This window comes from Streptomyces sp. NPDC032472, assembly GCF_040636955.1.
Lineage (GTDB): Bacteria > Actinomycetota > Actinomycetes > Streptomycetales > Streptomycetaceae > Streptomyces.
On record NZ_JBEZVK010000055.1, the window covers coordinates 1 to 18,931 of the forward strand.

An 18,931-nucleotide genomic window follows, 5' to 3' on the forward strand; every position below is an offset into this window, starting at 1 on the left:
GAATTGCCGAGGGCTGGCGCGAGGGGCCGGCCAAACCAGCCTCGCCGGCGATTGAGGCGCGGGGGCTGGGGCGGAGCCCCAGGAGGCCGCAGGGGCCCACGCCTAGGCTGGGTCCGCACGGCGCGACGTACCGGCTGCGAGGAGTCCAGAGCGACATGACCGTCACACCCGTCCCCACCAGCGACCTCTACGACGAGCACGGCGAGGACCTGGAGATCTGCGCCACCGACTTCCGCCAGTTCGGCGGTCGCCGGCTCTTCGCCGGTCCGGTGCGGACGCTCTCCTGCCACGAGGACAACGCCCTGCTGCGCGACCTCGTCAACAGCCCCGGCGAGGGCGCCGTCCTGGTCGTGGACGGCGCCGGCTCGCTGCGCACCGCGCTCACCGGCGACCTCATCGCCGGCGCCGCGCAGCGCAACGGCTGGGCCGGGCTGATCATCAACGGCGCGGTCCGCGACAGCGTCGCCCTCGGCGGCCTCGACCTCGGCATCAAGGCCCTGGGCACCGTCCCGCGCAAGAGCGGCAAGACCGGCGCGGGGGCCGTGGACGGGCCGGTCGCCCTCGGCGGAGCCGTCTTCCGCCCCGGCGACACCGTGTACGCCGACGACGACGGCGTGGTCGTCCTCCCGGCCTGACCCCGCCGGCCCGGCCACCGCTTCCCGTCCCGCCCCCGACAGGGGACGGGATCCGGCCAGAAGCGGTGCCACGGGCCTGGCGGGCGGCGGCGCGGGGCCGGTTCACTGCGGGGCCATGACACGACACAGGATCACCGGCCTGCTCGGCGCGTTAGCGCTCGCGGTGGCCACCCTGGCCGCCGCCGGCCCCGCTCAGGCCCTCACCACCGGGGCCCGTACCGCCGCCGCGACCGCCGACACGCCGCCCGCGGAGTTCGGCACCGATTGGCACGACCCGCTCACCGCCGCCCCGCCCGTCGAGCGCCCCGCGACCCGCTCCTGCGAACTGACCCTCGCCGAGGCCCAGTTCGCCGACTTCACCCCGTACACCGGCACCTACACCCCGCCCGCCGACTGCGGCAACGGCCCCTGGGCCAAGGTGGTCCTGCGCCTCGACGGCAAGGTCAAGGGCCGCCAGTACGACCGGCTCGGCCACCTCTCCGTGGGCGGCGTCGAGATCCTGCGCACCTCCACCCCCGAGCCCTCGCCCGAGGGCATCACCTGGTCCGTCGAGAAGGACGTGACCCGCTACCGCGACACCCTCAGCCGGCCGCAGCCCGTCGAGATGCTGATCGGGAACGTCGTCAACGACGTCTACACCGGCGTCATCGACGTCAAGGCCACCCTCATCTTCCACGCCGCCGAACGGCACTCCGCGGCCCCCGACACCCCCGACCGGGTCCTCCCGCTCACCACCCCCGCCGTCACCACCCCGCGCAACACCGAACGGCTTCTCGCCGAGGTGTACGCCACCGGCTCGGGCGGCGGCTGCGAGGAGTTCTGGTACATGACCGTCCCCGACGCGGCCCCGTACTCCTGCAAGGCCGCCGGCGGCCCCCACCGCGAGGTCCGCATCGCCGTCGACGGACAGCTCGCCGGCATCGCCGCCCCCTTCCCGACCGTGTGGACCGGCGGCTGGTCGAACCCGTTCCTCTGGTACGTCACCCCCGCGCCTCGCGCCTTCGACGTCCAGCCGGTCGTCTACGACCTCACCCCGTACGCCGCCCTGCTCAACGACGGCCGCGAGCACCGCATCGAGGTCTCCGTCGCCGGCGTCCCGGCGGGCCAGGGCGGCTGGAGCACCCCGGCGAACCTGCTGCTGTGGCAGGACGAGGGCCGGGCCGTCGTCACCGGCGCCCTGACCCGGCACGAGGAGAGCGAACCGGCCGGCTCCAGCCGCTGGACGCCCGCCACGCCCACCGGACGCCACCGCCTCGACACCGGGGCCGAGCACCGCCTGACCGTCGCCGGACGCCTGGACACCTCCCACGGCCGCGTCACCACCACCGTCACGCGCTCCGTGCGCGCCACGTCCGTGCACACCTGGACGGACGGGGAGAACCAGGACGCCCTGACCGCCACCTGGACCGACGAGGACAGCGTGACCCGCGGCAACTCCACCACCCGCACGGCGCGCACGTACACGATGGACGGCGAGACCACCCTCGGCGCCGCAGACCGGCTCCGCACCGTCATCGCCCTCGGCGACCGCGCCGAGACCACCACCCTGCGCGGCGGCCGCACCGTCGACCGCACCCGGCTCGACGACCGGTACACCGGCGACGCGAGCTACACGGCGAACGTGCCCCGCGACCAGCGCCACGCCGTCGGCACTAGCACCGAGCACTACCAGCTGTACGGGGCGCCCACCGGCCGCGGCTGCTACGACAGGACCGTCACCACCGTGCAGGGCACGGTGACCGAGGACCGGCGACGCTGCTGACACCGGCGGCGCCTACGATGACCCGCCATGGACATGAGTGAGGCCGGCAGATCCGGCAGACAGCTGGTCGACGGCCGATTCGAACTGATGGCGCCCCTCGGCGCCGGCGGCATGGGCACGGTGTGGCGCGCCCGCGACATCGCACTGCACCGCGACGTCGCCCTGAAGGAGGTGCGCCCGCCGGACCCGGCGACGGCCGCGGCCCAGCCCGGCCTCACCGTCCAGTTGCGGGAGCGGGCGGTGCGCGAGGCCCGGGCCCTGGCCCGCCTCGCGCACCCCAACGTGGTGACGATCCACCACATCGTCGAGCCGGCCGACGGCGCGGACGGCCACCCGTGGATCGTGATGGAGCTCGTCAAGGGCGGCTCCCTGAGCGACCTCCTGGAGTCCGGGCCGATGCCGGTGGCGGACGTGATCCGCCTGGGCCTCGACGTGCTGTCCGCGCTGCGCGCCGCGCACGCCGAGGGGATCCTCCACCGCGATGTGAAACCGGCCAACGTCCTGCTGCGCCCCGACGGCTCGGCCGTGCTGACCGACTTCGGCATCGCCGCCCTGCACGGCTCGACCGCGCTCACCTCCACCGGTGTGCTCATCGGCTCCCCGGAGTACATCGCGCCCGAGCGGGCGCGCGGCGAGGAGGGGCTCGCGGCCTCCGACCTGTGGTCGCTGGGCATGCTGCTGTACGTGGCGGCCGAGGGGACCAGCCCGCTGCGCCGGGCCACCAGCCTGGCCACCGTCGTCGCCGTGCTGGAGGACCCGATCCCGGCGCCGGTGCGCTCCGGCCCGCTGGGGCCCGTACTGGAGCGGCTGCTCGTACGGGACCTGGCCGTGCGGCCGGACGCGGCGCAGCTGGAGCAGATGCTCCGGGACGCGGCCGCGGCCGCTGCCGCCGGATCGGGCCCGGCGGCGCCGGCCGCGCCGCAGGCCACCCCGGGCCAGTACGGACCGCCGAGCACCCAACTGGCGGGCGCGCAGCCGGGGATCCCCTCGGGCGCGGTGCCGCACGGAGCGGTACCCCCGGCCGCCACGCCGCCCGCCGGCATCCCGCCGTACTCCGCCGGGCCGGCGGTCGGCGGGCCCTACGCGCCCCCGCCGTTCACTCCCGCGGGCGGATCCCCGTACTCCGTCACCGCGGCCGTCCCGCCGGCGCTGCGCGCCTCGCGCCGTCGCCTGGGCCTGATCAGTGCCGGCCTCGCGCTGGCGCTGGCCGGCTGGGTGTTCTGGATGGTCCAGGGGCTGTCCGGCGCCGGCTCCTCGGGCTCGTCCGCGAAGGGAGGGGGCGGCGCCTCGTCCTCCTCCGGTGGGGCGACCACACCCTCCGCCCCGGCCTCCGGCGCCAAGGCGGACTCCCGCCAGAGCGGGAACAAGGCCGCGCCCAAGGGCAGCCTGCTCACTCCTGCCAACGTCCGCGCCGCCGTCGAGGCGTTCAAGCAGAAGACGGGCACCACCACCTTCGTGGAGATGACCGTCTACGAGGAGTACGTCCTCGCGGACATCCCGACCGCCGCCGGCGCCAAGACCTACGACCACTGGCGCTACGACGACGGCGGCGCGACCCGCACCGGCCCCGGCGGCACGGTCAAGGCCGACGCACCGCTGATCGACATGGCGGGCGTCAGCTGGGACGCCCTGCCGGGCCTCCTCGACACCGCCCAGAAGGAGCTCGGCGTCGCCAAGCCGACCATGCGCTACGTCATCGTCGAGCCCTGGCTCTTCGACCAGACCCCCTCGATGCGGCCCTACCTCACCGACGAGTACGGCCAGGGCGGCTACATCCACGCCGACACCGAGGGCAAGGTCAAGAAGGTCTACCGCCTCTGACATCGTGTACCCGTACGCCCAGCCGTACGAGCGGCGAACGCGCGTACGGGTCGCACACGTCCGAGGAGCACGGCCACCATGCCCACCTGGCGCACCACCCTCACGGCGGCCGGCATACGCACTCCCCGGCTGCGCGACGACTACACGTACGTCGCGCGCCGGGTCCTGCGCCGCGAACCGGCCCCCTACCTGACGCTGCGCCTGCTCGCCGCGCCGCCGCTGGTGCCCTGGCTGGCGGCCGGGGTCGGCTTCATGAACCTGGTCGACGACGTCGCCGAGACCGGTACCGCACAGCAGCGCCGCGCCAACCTGGCCGCGCTCTCCGGGCGCGTCGAGGCGGCGCTGCGCACCGGCGACAGCCCCGACCCGCTGCTGCGCGCGTACGTCCACGCCGTCGCCTCCCGCGGCCTGCCCGAGCCGTGGATCGACCGCTTCCTCGACGGCGCCGCCCGCGCCGAGGCGTGCTTCGACGGCTTCGACACCGAGGAGGACTTCCAGGCCTACCTCGACGCCTACGCCTGGCCGGGCCTGATGGCCTTCATCGGGCTGCAGTACCGGGGCGGCCCCGACGCGGAACAGGCCGCCGCCTGGCGGCGGTTCGTCGATGCCGCCCAGCGCGTCGACTTCCTCGCCGACCTCGCGGGCGACCTCGCCGACGGCCGGCTCTGCCTGCCGCGCACCCGCCTCGCCGAGCACTCCGTCACCCGCTCCGACCTCGAACAGGCCCGCGACACCCCCGCCGTACGCGCCCTGCTCGCCGCCGAGGCCCGGCGCGCCCGGACGGCCCTGGAGGCCACCGACGGCATCCTCGACCTGACCGAGCCGGGCCTGCGGCCGGTCGTCGCCACGATGACCGAGCTCATGGCCCATCAGCTGGCGGCCGTCGAGCGGGCCGGCGCGGGCGCCCTGCGCCGGGACGTCGGCTACGGCCTCGTGGCCCCGCTGCGCACACTGGCCCGCGCCCGCGCCGGTGCCCGGGCCCGCTCCGGAGCGCGGGAGCCCCTGAGGGCCGCCGGGCAGCAGCGCGGGGACGGGCGACGGTGACATTTGTCCTGCCGGGGTCCGTACAGGCGGATCTGCCGGGCGACCGGGCCGGTTCGTAGCGTGGGGGACATGCCGAAGACGACCGCACCACCGCCCGCCGAGCCCCTCTCGTACCGCCGCCCGTGCTCCACGGACGCCTGTGACGAGGGGGACACCGTGAAGGCCCCCAACCCCTACACCCTGCTGCCCTGGTTGCTGCTCGGCATGGGCGCGGTCTCCAACGTCGTCCACGGGGAGACCCCGAACCCCTGGATCGGCGCCCTCGGCCTCCTCGTCTTCAACTCCCTCTACGTCACCCTGGTCTTCCGCGCCTTCGACGAGCGGGCCCGGGAAGCGGCAAGCACCCGCTGGTGCCTGGCCGCCCTGGGCGTGACCACCTGCACCCTGGCCCTGGTGTACGGCGGCAGCTGGCTGCTGTTCTTCCCGCTGTGGGGGCTGGCCACCGGAGCGGTGGTCCGCCGCCGCAGGCTCGGGCCCGTGATGCTGGCCGTCACCGGCCTCGCCGGGGCGGTCGGGGGATGGCAGGAGGGCTGGGACGCGCTCGGCGTCGTCTACGCGACCCTGCTGTCCGGGTTGGTCACCGCGGCCATCCTCGCCCTGGCCGAGACCGTCCGCACCCTGCGCGAGACCCGGCAGGAGCTGGCGCGCGCCGCGGTCGACCAGGAGCGGCTGCGCTTCTCCCGCGACCTGCACGACCTGCTGGGCCACACCCTCTCGGTGATCGTGGTGAAGTCGGAGGCGGCCCGCCGCATCGCCGCCCGGGACATGGACGCGGCCCTCGCCCAGGTCGGCGACATCGAGTCCATCGGCCGGCAGGCGCTGACCGAGATCCGGGAGGCCGTCACCGGCTACCGCGAGGCCAGCCTCGCCGCGGAGCTGGACCGGGCCCGCGGCGCGCTGACCGCCGCCGGCATCGAGCCCGTCGTACGGCAGTCCGGGCCCCCGCTGCCGCCGCAGGCGGCCGCCCTGCTCGGCTGGGTGGTCCGGGAGGCCGTGACCAACGTGATCCGGCACAGCGGGGCCGCAGGCTGCACGATCGAACTGCGCAGCTCGGCGGAGCGGGCCACCCTGATGATCACCGACGACGGCAACGGCGTGGGCTCGACCCCGCCGGGCAGCGGCCTGACCGGCCTGGCCGAACGCCTCGCGGCGGCGGGGGGCACCCTGGTGGGCGGACCCGCCCCCGGGCGCGGCTTCCGGGTCACGGCCGAACTCCCGGTGGAAGCGGACGGACCTGACGACCCTGCAACGCCAGGAGTGAGCCGATGATCAGGGTCCTGCTGGCGGAGGACCAGGGCATGATGCGCGGGGCCCTGGCCCTGCTGCTGGGGCTGGAGGAGGACATCGAGGTCGTCGCGCAGGTCGGCGCGGGGGACCGGATCGTGCCCGCCGCCCTGGACGCGCGTCCGGACGTGGCGCTGCTCGACATCGAACTGCCGGGCTGCAGCGGCCTCGACGCGGCCGCCGAGCTGCGCACGCGCCTGCCCGGATGCCGGGTGCTGATCCTGACCACCTTCGGGCGGCCGGGCTACCTGCGCCGGGCGATGGAGGCGGGGGCCGCGGGCTTCCTGGTCAAGGACGGGCCGGTGGAGGAACTGGCCGCCGCGATACGGCGGGTGCTGGCGGGGGAGAAGGTCATCGACCCCGCGCTGGCCGCCGCCGCGCTGAGCGCCGGGCCGAACCCGCTGACGCCGCGGGAGGCCGATGCGCTGAACGCCGCGGTCGACGGGGCGACCGTCGCCGACATCGCGGCGCGGCTGCACCTGTCGGAGTCGACGGTGCGCAACTACCTGTCGTCGGCCATCGGCAAGACCGGCACCCGCAACCGGATGGAGGCCGTCCGTGCGGCCCGCCGCCAGGGGTGGCTGTGACGGCGGGCCCGCGGGCACGGACCGGTCGGACTAGTACGGTCCGTTGACGTTGTCGATGGAGCCGTAGCGGGCGGCCGCGTAGTTGCAGGCGGCCGTGATGTTGGCGACGGGGTCGTAGGAGTCCATCGAGGTGCCGGGCACGTGGTAGGCGCGGAAGGTCGGGTCGATGACCTGGAGCAGGCCCTTGGAGGGAATGCCCATCGCGGCGTTGGAGTCCCAGTTGTTGATGGCGAGGGGATTGCCCGAGGACTCGCGCATCACGTTGCGGTGAATTCCGTTGTACGAGCCGGGGATTCCGTGCTTGGCCATGATGTCCAGCGACTCGCGGATCCAGCCGTCGAGGTTGTTCGGGTAGCTCTTCGCGGGCTTGGCGGCGGCCTTCACGGTCGCCTTCGCCTTCGCGACGGCGGCCTTGGCCGCGGCGCCGAGGGTCAGCTTGGTCCCGGGGCGGATGACCGAGGGGTTGCTGCCGATGACGGTGCGGTTGGCATCGTAGAGGGCCTGCCAGCCGCCGCTGACGGCGTGCTCGGCGGCGATCTTCGACAGGGTGTCGCCCACGGCCACGGAGTACGTCAGGGGCGCCGCCGCCTTGGCCGCGGCCGGCTGCGCGGCGGGCAGGACCGCCGTGCTCGCCGCGGGCGCCGTGGCCGGCTGCTGGGCGACGGCCGCACCGGCGGTCGTCGCGCTGATCAGGGGCAGGGCCAGGGCCGCGCCGCCGGTGCCGGCGAAGGCCAGCTTGCGGACGATCGGACGCTGCTTCGGGCGGCGGTGCTTACCCTGTCCGGGCATGGCGGAAATCCTCACGTGCGGGTGCGGGGGGACCCCTGGCGGCGGCCGGATTCGGTAGCTGCCCGCCGGGAACGACGTGACCGTAAGCGAGTCCGCGGGGACGGAACAAGACGCGAATTCCACCCGGTGATCGACTTTCCGCTATCGGCGCGGAAAATGACCTTGGACGGCTCTTCGGGAAAGCCCGGAATTCCTTTCCGGGAAAGGGGAAAGGCCTCCCCGGGAGAATTGATGTTGTCGATGTTTACGTGACTCACATCACGGGCATAGGGCCCCGATTCGCAAAACGGACAAACCCTGTATTCGTGCACTTGATCAGGGCATCAGGGCCTGTTCCTTCCCAACCGCCCGCAGTGGGCGCTTTCCGGCGCGCCCACTGCCGTTTCGAGGGTTTTTGCCAGGGCCTCAGAGCCGCGCGAGACCGTCCAGCCCGCCGAGCGCCGCCTCGACCGACGCCCGGCTCGCCGGCAGCAGCGGAAGGCGCACGTCGGGCGTCGGAATCCGCCCCTGCGCATGCAGCACACCCTTCACCACGGTCGGATTCGGCTCCCGGAAAGCCGCCGCCGAGAGCGCCGCCAGGGCATGGCCCAGCGCCCGGGCCCGCACCACGTCGCCCGCCCGCCAGGCCGCCGCCAGCTCCGCGAACCGCGCCGTCGCCAGGTGCGCCGAGGCGAGGATCCCGCCCGTCGCACCCAGCGCCAGCATCGGCGACAGGTACACGTCGTCGCCCGCCAGCACCGTGAAGGACTCCGGCAGGGCGCCGAGCAGCGCCACCGTGTCGGCGTCGATGCCCCCGCCGGCGTACTTCATCCCGGCGACCCCCGGGATCTCCCCGAGCCGGCGCAGCGCCTCGCCCTCCAGCGGCTGCCCCGTCCGGTACGGGATGTGGTAGACGATCAGCGGTACGGGGCTCACCTCGGCCAGCCGCGTGAAATGCGCCAACACGCCTGCCGCCGCGGGCCGGACGAACGAGGGCACCGTCACGAGCGCGGCCCCCACCTTCGGCCACCGGGCCAGCCGGGCCAGCGAGGCCTCGGCGGCCCGGGTGCCGGTCGCCCCGGCGCCCACGGTCAGCACCGCCCCCCGCTCCCGGCAGACCCGGGCGCAGACGTCCGTGACGAGGTCGCGCTCCGCCTCGTCGAGTGCGGCGGCCTCGCCGGTGGTGCCGAGGGCGACGATCCCGGTGGCGCCCTCGTCGAGCACCTCGTGGGCGAGCGCCTCCAGGGCCTCGGCGGCGATGCCGCCGGCGCGAGTGAAGGGGGTGACGAGCGGTACGTGAATCCCGTGAAGGGTGGTGTCCTGTGCCATGCGACGAGCCTCGCCCGCCCCGACCGCCGAATCCAGTTCGCATTTCTTACCCGAACCGTAAGCTGAGCCGATGCTCGACGTACGACGCCTGCGCCTGCTGCGCGAACTCGCCCGCCGCGGGACCATCGCCGCCGTGGCCGAGGCGCTCTCCTTCAGCCCTTCGGCCGTGTCCCAGCAACTCGGCGTCCTCGAACGCGAGGCGGGCCTGCCGCTGCTCGAACGCACCGGCCGCCGGGTCCGCCTCACCCCGGCGGGCCAGAACCTGGTCCGGCACGCCGAAGCCGTGCTGGAGCGGCTGGAGGAGGCGGCCGCCGACCTCGCCGAGGCACGCAGCGGCCTGGCCGGGGCCCTGCGCATCGGGGCCTTCCCCACCGCCACCCGGGCCATCGTCCCGGCCGCCCTGGTCACCCTGGCCCGGCGCCACCCGGCGCTGGAGCCGATGGTGTCGGAGACCGATCCGGCGGCCGTGGCGCACGCGCTGCGGGCCGGCGACCTCGACGTGGCGCTGGTCCACGAGTACGACTTCGTGCCCGCGCCGCCCGAGCCGGGCCTCGCCACCGCGCCCCTCTACCGCGAGGCCATGTACCTCGCCGCCCCGGCGGGCACGCCGGCCGCGGCACCGGGTACGCGGCCGGCCCCGGTTTCGGACCCCGACCCCGTACCCGTACCGGTCCCCGCGCAGGCCGCGGACACCGTGCCCGTGCCGCCCGACCAGGGCTCCGTCCTGCGCGCCCACGCGGAATCCCCCTGGATCACCGCCACGCCCGGCACCCTCTGCCACGCCATGACCGTACGGGCCTGCCAGGCCGCCGGCTTCGCCCCGCGCGTGCGCCACCGGGTGGACGAGTTCGCCACCGTGCTGGCCCTGGTCGCGGCCGGCCAGGGCGTGGCCGTCGTACCGCAGCTCGGCATCCCGGCGCAGCCGGACCCCGTCGTGGTCCTCACCCGGCTGCTGATGGAGCGGCGCACCAAGGTGGCCTTCCGCAGCGGCGCCGCGGCCCACCCCGCCGTGGCCGCGTTCGCAGCGGCACTGCGCGCCGCCGTACCGCGGGAACTCGCCACGTCGGACACCGGCGCGTGACACAACTCCCGTACACCGTCCGGCCCGTGTACGTTCGTTGATCCAGACAGATCCGAACAGAGCGGGGTATGACGTGACGCATCGCGTACGAGGGGTCATCGCGCGGAGCAAGGGCGCACCGGTGGAGACGACGACGATCCTCGTGGCGGACCCCGGCCCCGGCGAGGCGCTGGTCCGCGTCCAGGCCTGCGGGGTCTGCCACACCGACCTGCACTACCGCGAAGGCGGCATCAACGACGAGTTCCCGTTCCTCCTCGGCCATGAAGCCGCCGGAATCGTGGAATCCGTCGGCCCGGACGTCACCTCCGTGGCGCCCGGCGACTTCGTGGTCCTGAACTGGCGCGCGGTGTGCGGCACCTGTCGGGCCTGCAAGCGCGGGCGCCCCTGGTACTGCTTCGCCACGCACAACGCCACCCAGCCCATGACCCTGGAGGACGGCACTCCGCTGTCGCCGGCCCTCGGCATCGGCGCCTTCGCCGAGAAGACCCTGGTCGCCGCCGGGCAGTGCACCAAGGTGGACCCGTCCGCGGCGCCGGCCGCCGCCGGGCTCCTCGGATGCGGCGTGATGGCCGGCCTCGGCGCCGCCCTCAACACAGGGGGCGTCGGACGCGGCGACTCCGTCGCCGTCATCGGCTGCGGCGGCGTGGGCAACGCGGCCGTCGCGGGCGCCCGGCTCGCCGGAGCGGCCCGGATCATCGCCGTCGACCTCGACGACCGCAAGCTGGAGTGGGCCCGGGGCCTGGGCGCCACCCACACCGTCAACGGCCGCACCGAGGACGTGGTCAAGGCGATCCAGAACCTCACCGGCGGCAACGGCGCCGACGTCGTCATCGACGCGGTCGGCCGCCCCGAGACCTACAGCCAGGCCTTCTACGCCCGCGACCTGGCCGGCACCGTGGTCCTGGTCGGCGTCCCGACCCCCGACATGAAGCTCGAACTGCCCCTGCTGGACGTCTTCGGCCGCGGCGGCTCCCTGAAGTCCTCCTGGTACGGCGACTGCCTGCCCGAGCGCGACTTCCCGCTCCTGATCGACCTCTACCTGCAGGGCCGGCTCGACCTCGACGCCTTCGTCTCCGAGACCATCCCGCTCGACGGCGTCGAGGCCGCCTTCGCCCGCATGGAACGCGGCGAGGTCCTCCGCTCGGTGGTCGAGTTCTAGCCGAGTTCCGGCCATTCCCATCCCCCGCGGGGCGGCGCCGACGCCCCGCGGGGGGCCGGGTGGGCCCGTACTAGACTCGGCCGCACCGCCACGTCCCGTATGCCCGTGCGGCCCACCGGCCGCGGGGACACCGCGCCCGTCCGCACCCGTACCCGTACACCCAGGGGCCGTCCGTGACCGCCGAACGCACCTACCGCCAGCCCGGGGTCGTCCTCACCGACCACCGCTTCACCGTCCCGCTCGACCACAGCAGGCCCGACGGCGAGCAGATCGAGCTGTACGCGCGCGAGGTCGTCGCGGCCGGCAAGGACCCCGAGGCGCTGCCCTGGATGCTCTACCTCGAGGGCGGCCCCGGCTTCGGCGCCCGCCGCTTCACCGGCCGGCAGGCCTGGCTGGGCCGGGCCCTCACCGACCACCGGGTCCTCCTCCTCGACCAGCGCGGCACGGGCCGCTCCACCCCGCTGAACCGGCAGACCCTGCCCCTGCGCGGCACCCCCGAGCAGCAGGCCGCGTACCTGGCGCACTTCCGCGCCGACTCCATCGTCCGCGACGCCGAGGCCGTCCGACCCGGCCTGACCGGCGGCGCCCCCTGGACCGTCCTCGGGCAGAGCTTCGGCGGTTTCTGCACCACCCACTACCTGTCCACCGCCCCCGAGGGGCTGACCGCGGCCCTGATCGCCGGCGGCCTGCCCTCCCTCGACGCGACCGCCGACGAGGTGTACGCGGCGGCCTACCCCCGCATGCGGCGCAAGAACCTCGCCCACTACGCCCGCTACCCGATGGACGTCGAGCGGGCCCGCCGCATCGCCGCCCACCTCGCCGAGCGTCCGGCCGAACTCCCCGGCGGATACCTGCTGACCGTCGAGGCCTTCCAGTCCCTCGGCATCATGCTCGGCGGCGGCGACGGCAGCCACCAGCTGCACTACCTGCTGGAGGACGCCTTCGTGCCGTCCACGTCCGGACCCGTCCTCTCCGACGCCTTCCTGGAGGCGGTGCACGCGCGGCTCTCCTTCGCCGGCCACCCCCTGTACGCGGTCCTCCACGAGGCCATCTACGCCCAGGACCCGGCCGCGCCCACCGCCTGGGCCGCCGAGCGGGTCCGCGCGGACCACACCGGCTTCGACGCCGCCAAGGCCCTCGCGGGCGAGGAGCCGCTGCTGTTCACCGGCGAGACCATCCACCCCTGGCACTTCACCGTCGACCCGGCGCTGGCCCCGCTGCGGGAGACCGCCGAACTGCTGGCCGCCAGGACCGGCTGGGGCCCCCTCTACGACCCAGAGCGGCTCGCCGCCAACGAGGTGCCGGTGGCCGCCGCCGTTTACCACGACGACATGTACGTGGACACCGCCCACTCCCTGGCCACCGCCGCCGCCGTCCGGGGCCTGCGCACCTGGGTGACGGACGAGTTCGAACACGACGGCATCCGAGCCGGCGGCCCCCGCGTCCTGGACCGCCTCCTGTCCCTGACCCACGACGAGGCCTGACCGGACCCGTCACCGGGTCGCGGTGCCCTCCCTGTACCGCGCCCACGCCTCCCGCCCGTCCGGCACGAAATCCGGCCCGGCGGCGAGGGTGTCGAGTTCCGCCTCGTCCACCCACGCCCACCAGGCCAGCTCCGCAGGGTCCGGGTGTATCGGCTCCGCGACGGTGGCCTCGTGCACGGCCAGCCAGTACGGGCTGATCACCCCGGTGCAGAGGAACTTCAGGACGGGGTGCGGGCGGGCCCCGGTGACACCGAGCTCCTCCGCCAGCTCCCGCGCCGCGGCATCCTCGTACGTCTCCCCGACCTCGGTGGCGCCGCCGGCCAGCCAGTTGAGCTGCCCCGGGAAGCGGGAGGCCTCCGCGGGGCGCCGGTGGACGAGGATCCGCCCGGCGGGGTCGCGGACCACGACCGTCGCGATGCGGTGCAGCCAGCCGCGGCGTATCGCCTCGGCCCGCTCCACCACGCCCACCACCCGGTCCAGCCCGTCCACCCGCTCGATCCGCTCGATCCGTTCCGTCCGTTCGTCCATGCGGCCACCATGGCACGCGGCACTGACAGCGGAGACGGCTCCACCGGACCTCCCACGCCACGGAGTTGGTTGGCTAGGGTGCGGACATGACCGAACAGAAGGATCAGCCCGCGCGCCTGGAGTCCATGCCCACCGACTGGCAGCGCGCCCTGGCGGTGGTGGCCCACCCCGACGACCTGGAATACGGCTGCGCCGCGGCCATCGCCGACTGGACCGACGGCGGCCGCGAGGTCGTCTACCTGCTGGCCACGCGCGGCGAGGCCGGCATCGACACCATCGCCCCGGAGGAGTGCGGCCCGCTGCGCGAGGCCGAGCAGCGGGCCAGCGCGGCCGTGGTCGGCGTGTCCGAGGTGGAGTTCCTCGACTACCGCGACGGCGTCATCGAGTACGGCCTGGACCTGCGCCGGGACATCGCGGCCGCCATCCGGCGCCACCGCCCCGAGCTGGTCATCACGCTCAACCACCGCGACACCTGGGGCGGCCAGGGAGGCGGCGGCTTCTGGAACACCCCCGACCACAAGGCCGTGGGCCGGGCCGTCCTGGACGCGGCCGCCGACGCCGGCAACCGGTGGATCTTCCCCGAGCTGCGCACGGAGCAGGGCCTGGAGCCGTGGAACGGGGTGCGCTGGGTCGCGGTGGCGGGCTCCTCGACCCCGACGCACGCGGCGGACGCCGGGCCGGGCATGGAGCGCTCGATCAAGTCGCTGATGGAGCACAAGGCGTACATCGAGGTCCTCACCGACCAGGACCCGGAGGAGTACTGCCGCAACTTCCTGAGCGGACTCGCCGAGCAGGCGGGCACCCGCTTCGGCGGCCGCCCGGCAATAACCTTCGAACTCTTCCAGCGCTGATCGCGCCTTTCCGTAAGGAATGGGACCCCGGGTGCGCGGGACCGGTCCGCTGAGCCGCGGCCGGGGCCCGCGCCCCGCGTCCGCCCCTCACCGCAGGTCGAGCACAGGCCGGGTGGAGAAGTCCGGCCACAGGTCCTCGCCGTCCGGGCCGTGCACGAACTCGGCCATCGCGGGGTTGCGCTGGGCCGTGGCCAGCGGCAGCCAGGCCAGCAGGCTCCCGTAGCCGCCGCAGACGGCCTCGCCGCCGTCGCCGCCGTGGACGGCTCCGGTGCCCGCGCTCAGCTCGGCGCCGTACGCGTCGTACGCGATGCGCAGCCCGAACGCGTTCGCCGCGGCCCGGCGGGGCCGGCGGTGCCGTACGGGGCCTCGTCGAGCGGGCAGGTGTCGCCCCACCGGAACAGCGTCCCCGCCCCGGCCCCGCAGGCGTGCTCCCACTCGTCGGCGCTCGGCATCCGCAGCCCCCGCCGCGCCAGCAGGGCCGGCACCTCGGCGGGCGGTCCCTCCAGCGGCTCGTCCTCCACGGCCACCAGCACCGCCGCGAGCGCCACCTGCCGTACGGGGCTGAGCTGCCCGGCAAGATGGGCCCTGAGGTCCGGCTCGTACGCGAAGCCCTCCTCCAGGCTCTCGGCGTACGACACGGCCTGTTCGGCCGTGGGCCGCCAGGCGTCCGGGTCGAAGCCGAGCCGCACCGTCCCGCCGGGGACCAGGGCGAACTCCTGTCCGCCGCGCTCGATGCGCACCCGGTGCAGCGGTCCGCCCGAGGCGGCCACGGTCCCGGCATGGGTGACCCGGCCGCCCACCCGCGCGGCCGCGTCGTCGGCGAGGCGCCGGGCGGCCGGCAGGTCGAGGGTGCGCCAGTGGGCGAGCGTCAGATCGGCGAAAGACATGGGGAGATGCTCGCACCGGGTACTGACATCGGACGCCGCCGCCGGTGTCCGGATTCGTTCGGGCGGGGCGAGCGGGGGCGGCCTTCGCGTCCGGGGGCGGTTCACAGATGGGCAAGCGACTGCTTAGTATGCCCGCGGAGCGTGGTTCCTCGACGGCGGCTGGAGGCCCCGGATGCAGGCTTGGCGAGTGCACACCCCCGGCGAACCCCGCGAGGCCATGCGCCTCGAGGAGGTTCCCGAACCCGTCCCCGGTGAGGGGGAGGTGCGGCTGAAGGTCCTCGCGGCGAACGTCAACTTCCCCGACGCGCTGCTGGCCCGCGGCCAGTACCAGATCCGGCCGCCGCTGCCCTTCACCCCCGGGGTGGAGATCTGCGGCGAGACCGAGGACGGCCGCCGCGTCATCGCCAACCCGAGCCTGCCGCACGGCGGTTTCGCCGAGTACGTCACCGCCCCGGCCCGCGCCCTGCTGCCGGCCCCCGACAGCCTCGACGACGCCGAGGCCGCCGCCCTGCACATCGGCTACCAGACCGGCTGGTTCGGCCTGCACCGCCGGGCCCGCATCCAGCCGGGCGAGACCCTGCTCGTCCACGCGGCCTCCGGCGGCGTCGGCAGCGCCGCCGTCCAGCTCGGCAAGGCCGCCGGGGCCACCGTCATCGGGGTCGTCGGCGGCAAGGCCAAGGCCCGCACCGCCGAGGAGCTCGGCTGCGACCTGGTCCTCGACCGCACGACCGAGGACATCGCGGCGCGGGTCAAGGAGTTCACCGGCGGCCGCGGCGCCGACGTCGTCTACGACCCCGTCGGCGGCGACGCCTACGCCGCCTCCACCAAGTGCGTGGCGTTCGAGGGCCGGATCGTCGTCGTCGGCTTCGCCGGCGGCACCGTGCCCACCCCCGCCCTCAACCACGCCCTCGTCAAGAACTACTCCATCCTCGGCCTGCACTGGGGCCTGTACGCCGCCAAGGACCCCGCCGCGATCCTCGCCTGCCACACCGAGCTCACCCGGCTCGCCGCCGAAGGCGCCGTCACCCCGCTGGTCAGCGAACGCCTCCCGCTCGCCGCGGCCGCCGACGCCGTGCAGCGCGTGGCCGACGGCACCACCAGCGGCCGGCTGGTCGTCGTACCGGCCCTGGACGGAGGTGCCCGACGGTGACCGCCACCGCCGACGCCCTGCGCGCCCGGGTCCGCGACCTCCTCGCCGCGCACCCGCCCGCCGATACCCCCCGCACCGCCTTCCTGCGGGCCCGCTTCGACGCCGGCCTCGCCTGGGTCCACTACCCCGAGGGCCTCGGCGGGCTCGGCGCGCCCCGCTCCCTGCAGGCCGTGGTCGACGCCGAACTGGAGGCCGCCGGCGCCCCCGACAACGACCCGCGCCGCATCGGCATCGGCCTCGGGATGGCAGCGCCCACGATCCTCGCCTACGGCACGGAGGAGCAGAAGCAGCGCTTCCTGCGCCCCCTGTGGGTCGGCGAGGAGGTCTGGTGCCAGCTCTTCAGCGAGCCCGGAGCCGGATCCGACCTCGCCGCCCTCGGCACCCGGGCCGTCCTCGACGAGGCGGCGGGGGAGTGGGTGGTGGACGGACAGAAGGTGTGGACCTCCAGCGCCCACACCGCCCGCTGGGCCATCCTCATCGCCCGCACCGACCCGGCCCTGCCCAAGCACCGGGGCATCACCTACTTCCTGTGCGACATGGACGCCCCCGGCGTCGAGGTCCGGCCGCTGCGCCAGATCACCGGCGAGGCCGAGTTCAACGAGGTCTTCCTCACCGGCGTCCGCATCCCCGACAGCCACCGGCTCGGCGCCGTCGGCCAGGGGTGGGAGGTCGCCCGGACCACCCTCATGAACGAGCGCGTCTCGATCGGCGGCATGCGCATCCCCCGCGAGGGCGGCATGATCGCCCCGGTCGCCGCCGCCTGGCGCGAACGCCCCGGGCTGCGCACGCACGCCCTGCACCAGCGGCTGCTGCACCTGTGGGTCGAGGCCGAGGTCGCCCGGCTCACCGGCGAGCGGCTGCGCCAGCAGCTGGCCGCCGGGCAGCCCGGCCCCGAGGGCTCAGGGATGAAGCTCGCCTTCGCCCGCCTCAACCAGGAGATCAGCGGCCTGGAGGTGGAACTCCTCGGCGAGGAGGGCCTGGTGTACGAGGACTGGACGATGCGCCGGCCCGAGCTCGTCGACTTCACGGGGCGCGACGCCGGCTACCGCTACCTGCGCGCCAAGGGCAACAGCATCGAGGGCGGCACCAGCGAAATCCTGCTCAACATCGTCGCCGAACGCGTCCTCGGGCTGCCCGCCGAACCGCGCGACGACAAGGACCTCGCCTGGAAGGACCTGGCCCGATGACAAATGCCTCGCTCGGCCTGCTGTACTCCGACACCGAGGACGACCTGCGCGCCTCCGTCCGGGACCTGCTCGCCGACCGGTGCCCGCCCGCCGCCGTGCTCGCCCGCGTCGAGACCGGCCGGCCCCACGACCCGGCCCTGTGGCACACCCTCGCCGCCGGCATCGGCACGGCCGGGCTGCTCGTGCCGGAGAAGCTCGGCGGCCAGGGCGCCGGCCACCGGGAGGCGGCCGTGGTCCTGGAGGAGCTGGGGCGGGCCGTCGCCCCCGCCCCCTACCTGACCAGCGCGGTCCTGGCGACCGAGGTGCTGCTGGGCTGCGACGGGGCCGAAGCCGCCGCGCTGGTACGGGAACTGGCCGCGGGGCGGCGGGTGTGCGTGCCGGCGGTGCCGCTGACGCTCGCGCCGGGGGCGCCGCTGCCCGCCGCCGTACGGGACGCGGGCGGCGGGATCCTGACCGGGCAGGTGACCTCCGTGGCGGACGCCGTGGCCGCCGACGTGCTGCTGGTCCTCGCCGACACCGGGCTCCACGCCGTCGAGGCCTCCGCCGTCTCGCTCGACCCGCTCGTGCCGCTGGACCTGACCCGGCCGCTCGCCGACGTCACCCTGGACCGGGCGCAGGGCATCCGGCTCGCCGACCCGGCCACGGCCCGGGCGGCCGTGGCCGGGGCCCTGCTGTCGGGGGCGGGGCTGCTCGCCTCGGAGCAGCTGGGGCTGGCCGAGTGGTGCCTGACGGAGACGGTGTCGTACCTGCGGACCCGGCACCAGTTCAACCGGCCCGTCGGCTCCTTCCAGGCCATCAAGCACCGGCTCGCCCGGCTGTGGCTGGACGTCGCCTCCGCGCGGGCGGCGGCGCGGGCCGCGGCCGACGCCCTCGCCACCGCCTCGCCGGACGCGCCGCTCACGGTGGCCGTGGCCCAGGCGTACTGCTCGGGGGTGGCGGTGAGGGCGGCCGAGGAGTGCGTCCAGCTGCACGGCGGCATCGGGATGACGTGGGAGCACCCGGCGCACCTCTACCTCAAGCGGGCCAAGGCCGACGCCCTCGCCCTCGGCACCACGGGCCACCACCATGCCTTGGTCGCCGACTTCGCCGAACTCCCGGCCCCGTAACCTGCCTTCCACCACCGACCCCGCCTTCGAGGGCCACCGCCCCCAGCCCCGGCAGGGTGGCGCGCGGCCCGGGCCATCCCATCCAGCCTTCACCCCGGGCGGGGCATCCCGGCCCCAGCTTTCGCGCCCGGCGGGGCATTGCCACCCTCGCTTTCGCGCAGGCGGGCTATTCCGGCCCCCGCTTTCACCCGGGCGGGGCATCCCGGCCCGCCGCTTTCGCCCGTGGTGGGAGCATCCCGTCCCCCGCCCTTTCGAAGCGGGGGTCCGG

General features: G+C 75.0%; 16 protein-coding genes and 1 pseudogene. 13 read left to right on the plus strand and 4 right to left on the minus strand.

From position 1 onward, the window contains the following. Positions 1-155: 155 nt before the first annotated feature. From rraA to AB0F11_RS28550, 6 genes are all read left to right on the plus strand, one after another. Positions 156-635, plus strand: coding sequence for a ribonuclease E activity regulator RraA (rraA, locus tag AB0F11_RS28525; RefSeq protein WP_362179547.1), 480 nt, complete (start codon positions 156-158; stop codon positions 633-635). Positions 636-750: 115 nt separating this feature from the next. Next, positions 751-2,397 carry a peptide-N4-asparagine amidase gene (locus AB0F11_RS28530; protein WP_362179550.1) on the plus strand — a complete coding sequence of 549 codons (1,647 nt, stop codon included), beginning with the start codon at positions 751-753 and terminating at the stop codon, positions 2,395-2,397. A gap of 27 nt (positions 2,398-2,424) precedes the next feature. Next, positions 2,425-4,218 carry a serine/threonine-protein kinase gene (locus AB0F11_RS28535; protein WP_362179553.1) on the plus strand — a complete coding sequence of 598 codons (1,794 nt, stop codon included), beginning with the start codon at positions 2,425-2,427 and terminating at the stop codon, positions 4,216-4,218. A 78-nt stretch (positions 4,219-4,296) separates the two neighbouring features. After that, positions 4,297-5,262: a squalene/phytoene synthase family protein gene (locus AB0F11_RS28540; protein WP_362179556.1), complete on the plus strand. Its 966-nt coding sequence runs from the start codon at positions 4,297-4,299 to the stop codon at positions 5,260-5,262. Between the two features lie 69 nt (positions 5,263-5,331). After that, positions 5,332-6,531 carry a sensor histidine kinase gene (locus AB0F11_RS28545; protein WP_362179559.1) on the plus strand — a complete coding sequence of 400 codons (1,200 nt, stop codon included), beginning with the start codon at positions 5,332-5,334 and terminating at the stop codon, positions 6,529-6,531. Then, positions 6,528-7,133 carry a response regulator transcription factor gene (locus AB0F11_RS28550; protein WP_362179561.1) on the plus strand — a complete coding sequence of 202 codons (606 nt, stop codon included), beginning with the start codon at positions 6,528-6,530 and terminating at the stop codon, positions 7,131-7,133. Before AB0F11_RS28545 ends, AB0F11_RS28550 begins: the two co-directional genes overlap by 4 nt. Positions 7,134-7,163: 30 nt before the next feature. Here AB0F11_RS28550 and AB0F11_RS28555 read toward each other — a convergent pair whose 3' ends face one another. Both AB0F11_RS28555 and AB0F11_RS28560 read right to left on the minus strand, forming a co-directional pair. Further along, positions 7,164-7,922 (minus strand): LysM peptidoglycan-binding domain-containing protein, encoded by a 759-nt coding sequence (locus tag AB0F11_RS28555; protein ID WP_362179564.1) that lies wholly within the window; start codon positions 7,920-7,922, stop codon positions 7,164-7,166. Between the two features lie 405 nt (positions 7,923-8,327). Continuing rightward, positions 8,328-9,230 carry a dihydrodipicolinate synthase family protein gene (locus AB0F11_RS28560; RefSeq protein ID WP_362179567.1) on the minus strand — a complete coding sequence of 301 codons (903 nt, stop codon included), beginning with the start codon at positions 9,228-9,230 and terminating at the stop codon, positions 8,328-8,330. A 70-nt stretch (positions 9,231-9,300) separates the two neighbouring features. Here AB0F11_RS28560 and AB0F11_RS28565 point away from each other — a divergent pair, with 70 nt between their 5' ends. The 3 genes from AB0F11_RS28565 to AB0F11_RS28575 all read left to right on the plus strand — a co-directional run bounded on the left by AB0F11_RS28565 (position 9,301) and on the right by AB0F11_RS28575 (position 12,954). Continuing rightward, complete coding sequence (locus tag AB0F11_RS28565; RefSeq protein WP_362179570.1) at positions 9,301-10,311, plus strand: LysR substrate-binding domain-containing protein; 1,011 nt, start codon at positions 9,301-9,303, stop codon at positions 10,309-10,311. A 73-nt stretch (positions 10,312-10,384) separates the two neighbouring features. Next, positions 10,385-11,470 (plus strand): S-(hydroxymethyl)mycothiol dehydrogenase, encoded by a 1,086-nt coding sequence (locus tag AB0F11_RS28570; RefSeq protein ID WP_362179572.1) that lies wholly within the window; start codon positions 10,385-10,387, stop codon positions 11,468-11,470. A 173-nt stretch (positions 11,471-11,643) separates the two neighbouring features. Next, positions 11,644-12,954 (plus strand): alpha/beta fold hydrolase, encoded by a 1,311-nt coding sequence (locus AB0F11_RS28575; RefSeq protein ID WP_362179575.1) that lies wholly within the window; start codon positions 11,644-11,646, stop codon positions 12,952-12,954. A gap of 9 nt (positions 12,955-12,963) precedes the next feature. Here AB0F11_RS28575 and AB0F11_RS28580 read toward each other — a convergent pair whose 3' ends face one another. Beyond that, positions 12,964-13,482: an NUDIX domain-containing protein gene (locus tag AB0F11_RS28580; protein ID WP_362179577.1), complete on the minus strand. Its 519-nt coding sequence runs from the start codon at positions 13,480-13,482 to the stop codon at positions 12,964-12,966. A gap of 86 nt (positions 13,483-13,568) precedes the next feature. Between AB0F11_RS28580 and AB0F11_RS28585 the strand changes: the two genes are divergently transcribed. Next, positions 13,569-14,333 (plus strand): PIG-L family deacetylase, encoded by a 765-nt coding sequence (locus AB0F11_RS28585; protein WP_362179579.1) that lies wholly within the window; start codon positions 13,569-13,571, stop codon positions 14,331-14,333. Between the two features lie 87 nt (positions 14,334-14,420). On the opposite strand, the pseudogene AB0F11_RS28590 reads toward AB0F11_RS28585, so the two are convergent. Beyond that, positions 14,421-15,220 (minus strand): annotated as a pseudogene (locus AB0F11_RS28590) (hypothetical protein). Between the two features lie 172 nt (positions 15,221-15,392). On the opposite strand from AB0F11_RS28590, the gene AB0F11_RS28595 reads away from it, so the two are divergent. Genes AB0F11_RS28595 through AB0F11_RS28605 form a run of 3 tightly spaced genes read left to right on the plus strand, consistent with a single transcriptional unit; the run spans position 15,393 to position 18,663 of the window. Beyond that, positions 15,393-16,370: an NADPH:quinone oxidoreductase family protein gene (locus AB0F11_RS28595; protein WP_362179582.1), complete on the plus strand. Its 978-nt coding sequence runs from the start codon at positions 15,393-15,395 to the stop codon at positions 16,368-16,370. Further along, on the plus strand, positions 16,367-17,557 hold the full coding sequence (locus AB0F11_RS28600; protein WP_362179585.1) for an acyl-CoA dehydrogenase family protein: 1,191 nt from the start codon (positions 16,367-16,369) through the stop codon (positions 17,555-17,557). Before AB0F11_RS28595 ends, AB0F11_RS28600 begins: the two co-directional genes overlap by 4 nt. Beyond that, a complete protein-coding gene (locus tag AB0F11_RS28605) occupies positions 17,554-18,663 on the plus strand; it encodes an acyl-CoA dehydrogenase family protein (RefSeq protein ID WP_362179588.1) in 1,110 nt (369 codons plus the stop codon). The genes AB0F11_RS28600 and AB0F11_RS28605 overlap by 4 nt, the downstream gene beginning before the upstream one ends. Positions 18,664-18,931 lie beyond the last annotated feature (268 nt).

Bases quoted from the DNA above. Each gene is read 5' to 3' on its own strand.
- AB0F11_RS28555 (WP_362179564.1), bottom strand. From the start codon at position 7,922: ATGCCCGGACAGGGTAAGCACCGCCGCCCGAAGCAGCGTCCGATCGTC.
- rraA (WP_362179547.1), top strand. From the start codon at position 156: ATGACCGTCACACCCGTCCCCACCAGCGACCTCTACGACGAGCACGGC.
- AB0F11_RS28540 (WP_362179556.1), top strand. From the start codon at position 4,297: ATGCCCACCTGGCGCACCACCCTCACGGCGGCCGGCATACGCACTCCC.
- AB0F11_RS28595 (WP_362179582.1), top strand. From the start codon at position 15,393: ATGCAGGCTTGGCGAGTGCACACCCCCGGCGAACCCCGCGAGGCCATG.
- AB0F11_RS28605 (WP_362179588.1), top strand. From the start codon at position 17,554: ATGACAAATGCCTCGCTCGGCCTGCTGTACTCCGACACCGAGGACGAC.
- AB0F11_RS28565 (WP_362179570.1), top strand. From the start codon at position 9,301: ATGCTCGACGTACGACGCCTGCGCCTGCTGCGCGAACTCGCCCGCCGC.
- AB0F11_RS28560 (WP_362179567.1), bottom strand. From the start codon at position 9,230: ATGGCACAGGACACCACCCTTCACGGGATTCACGTACCGCTCGTCACC.
- AB0F11_RS28550 (WP_362179561.1), top strand. From the start codon at position 6,528: ATGATCAGGGTCCTGCTGGCGGAGGACCAGGGCATGATGCGCGGGGCC.
- AB0F11_RS28530 (WP_362179550.1), top strand. From the start codon at position 751: ATGACACGACACAGGATCACCGGCCTGCTCGGCGCGTTAGCGCTCGCG.
- AB0F11_RS28545 (WP_362179559.1), top strand. From the start codon at position 5,332: ATGCCGAAGACGACCGCACCACCGCCCGCCGAGCCCCTCTCGTACCGC.
- AB0F11_RS28535 (WP_362179553.1), top strand. From the start codon at position 2,425: ATGGACATGAGTGAGGCCGGCAGATCCGGCAGACAGCTGGTCGACGGC.
- AB0F11_RS28585 (WP_362179579.1), top strand. From the start codon at position 13,569: ATGACCGAACAGAAGGATCAGCCCGCGCGCCTGGAGTCCATGCCCACC.
- AB0F11_RS28580 (WP_362179577.1), bottom strand. From the start codon at position 13,482: ATGGACGAACGGACGGAACGGATCGAGCGGATCGAGCGGGTGGACGGG.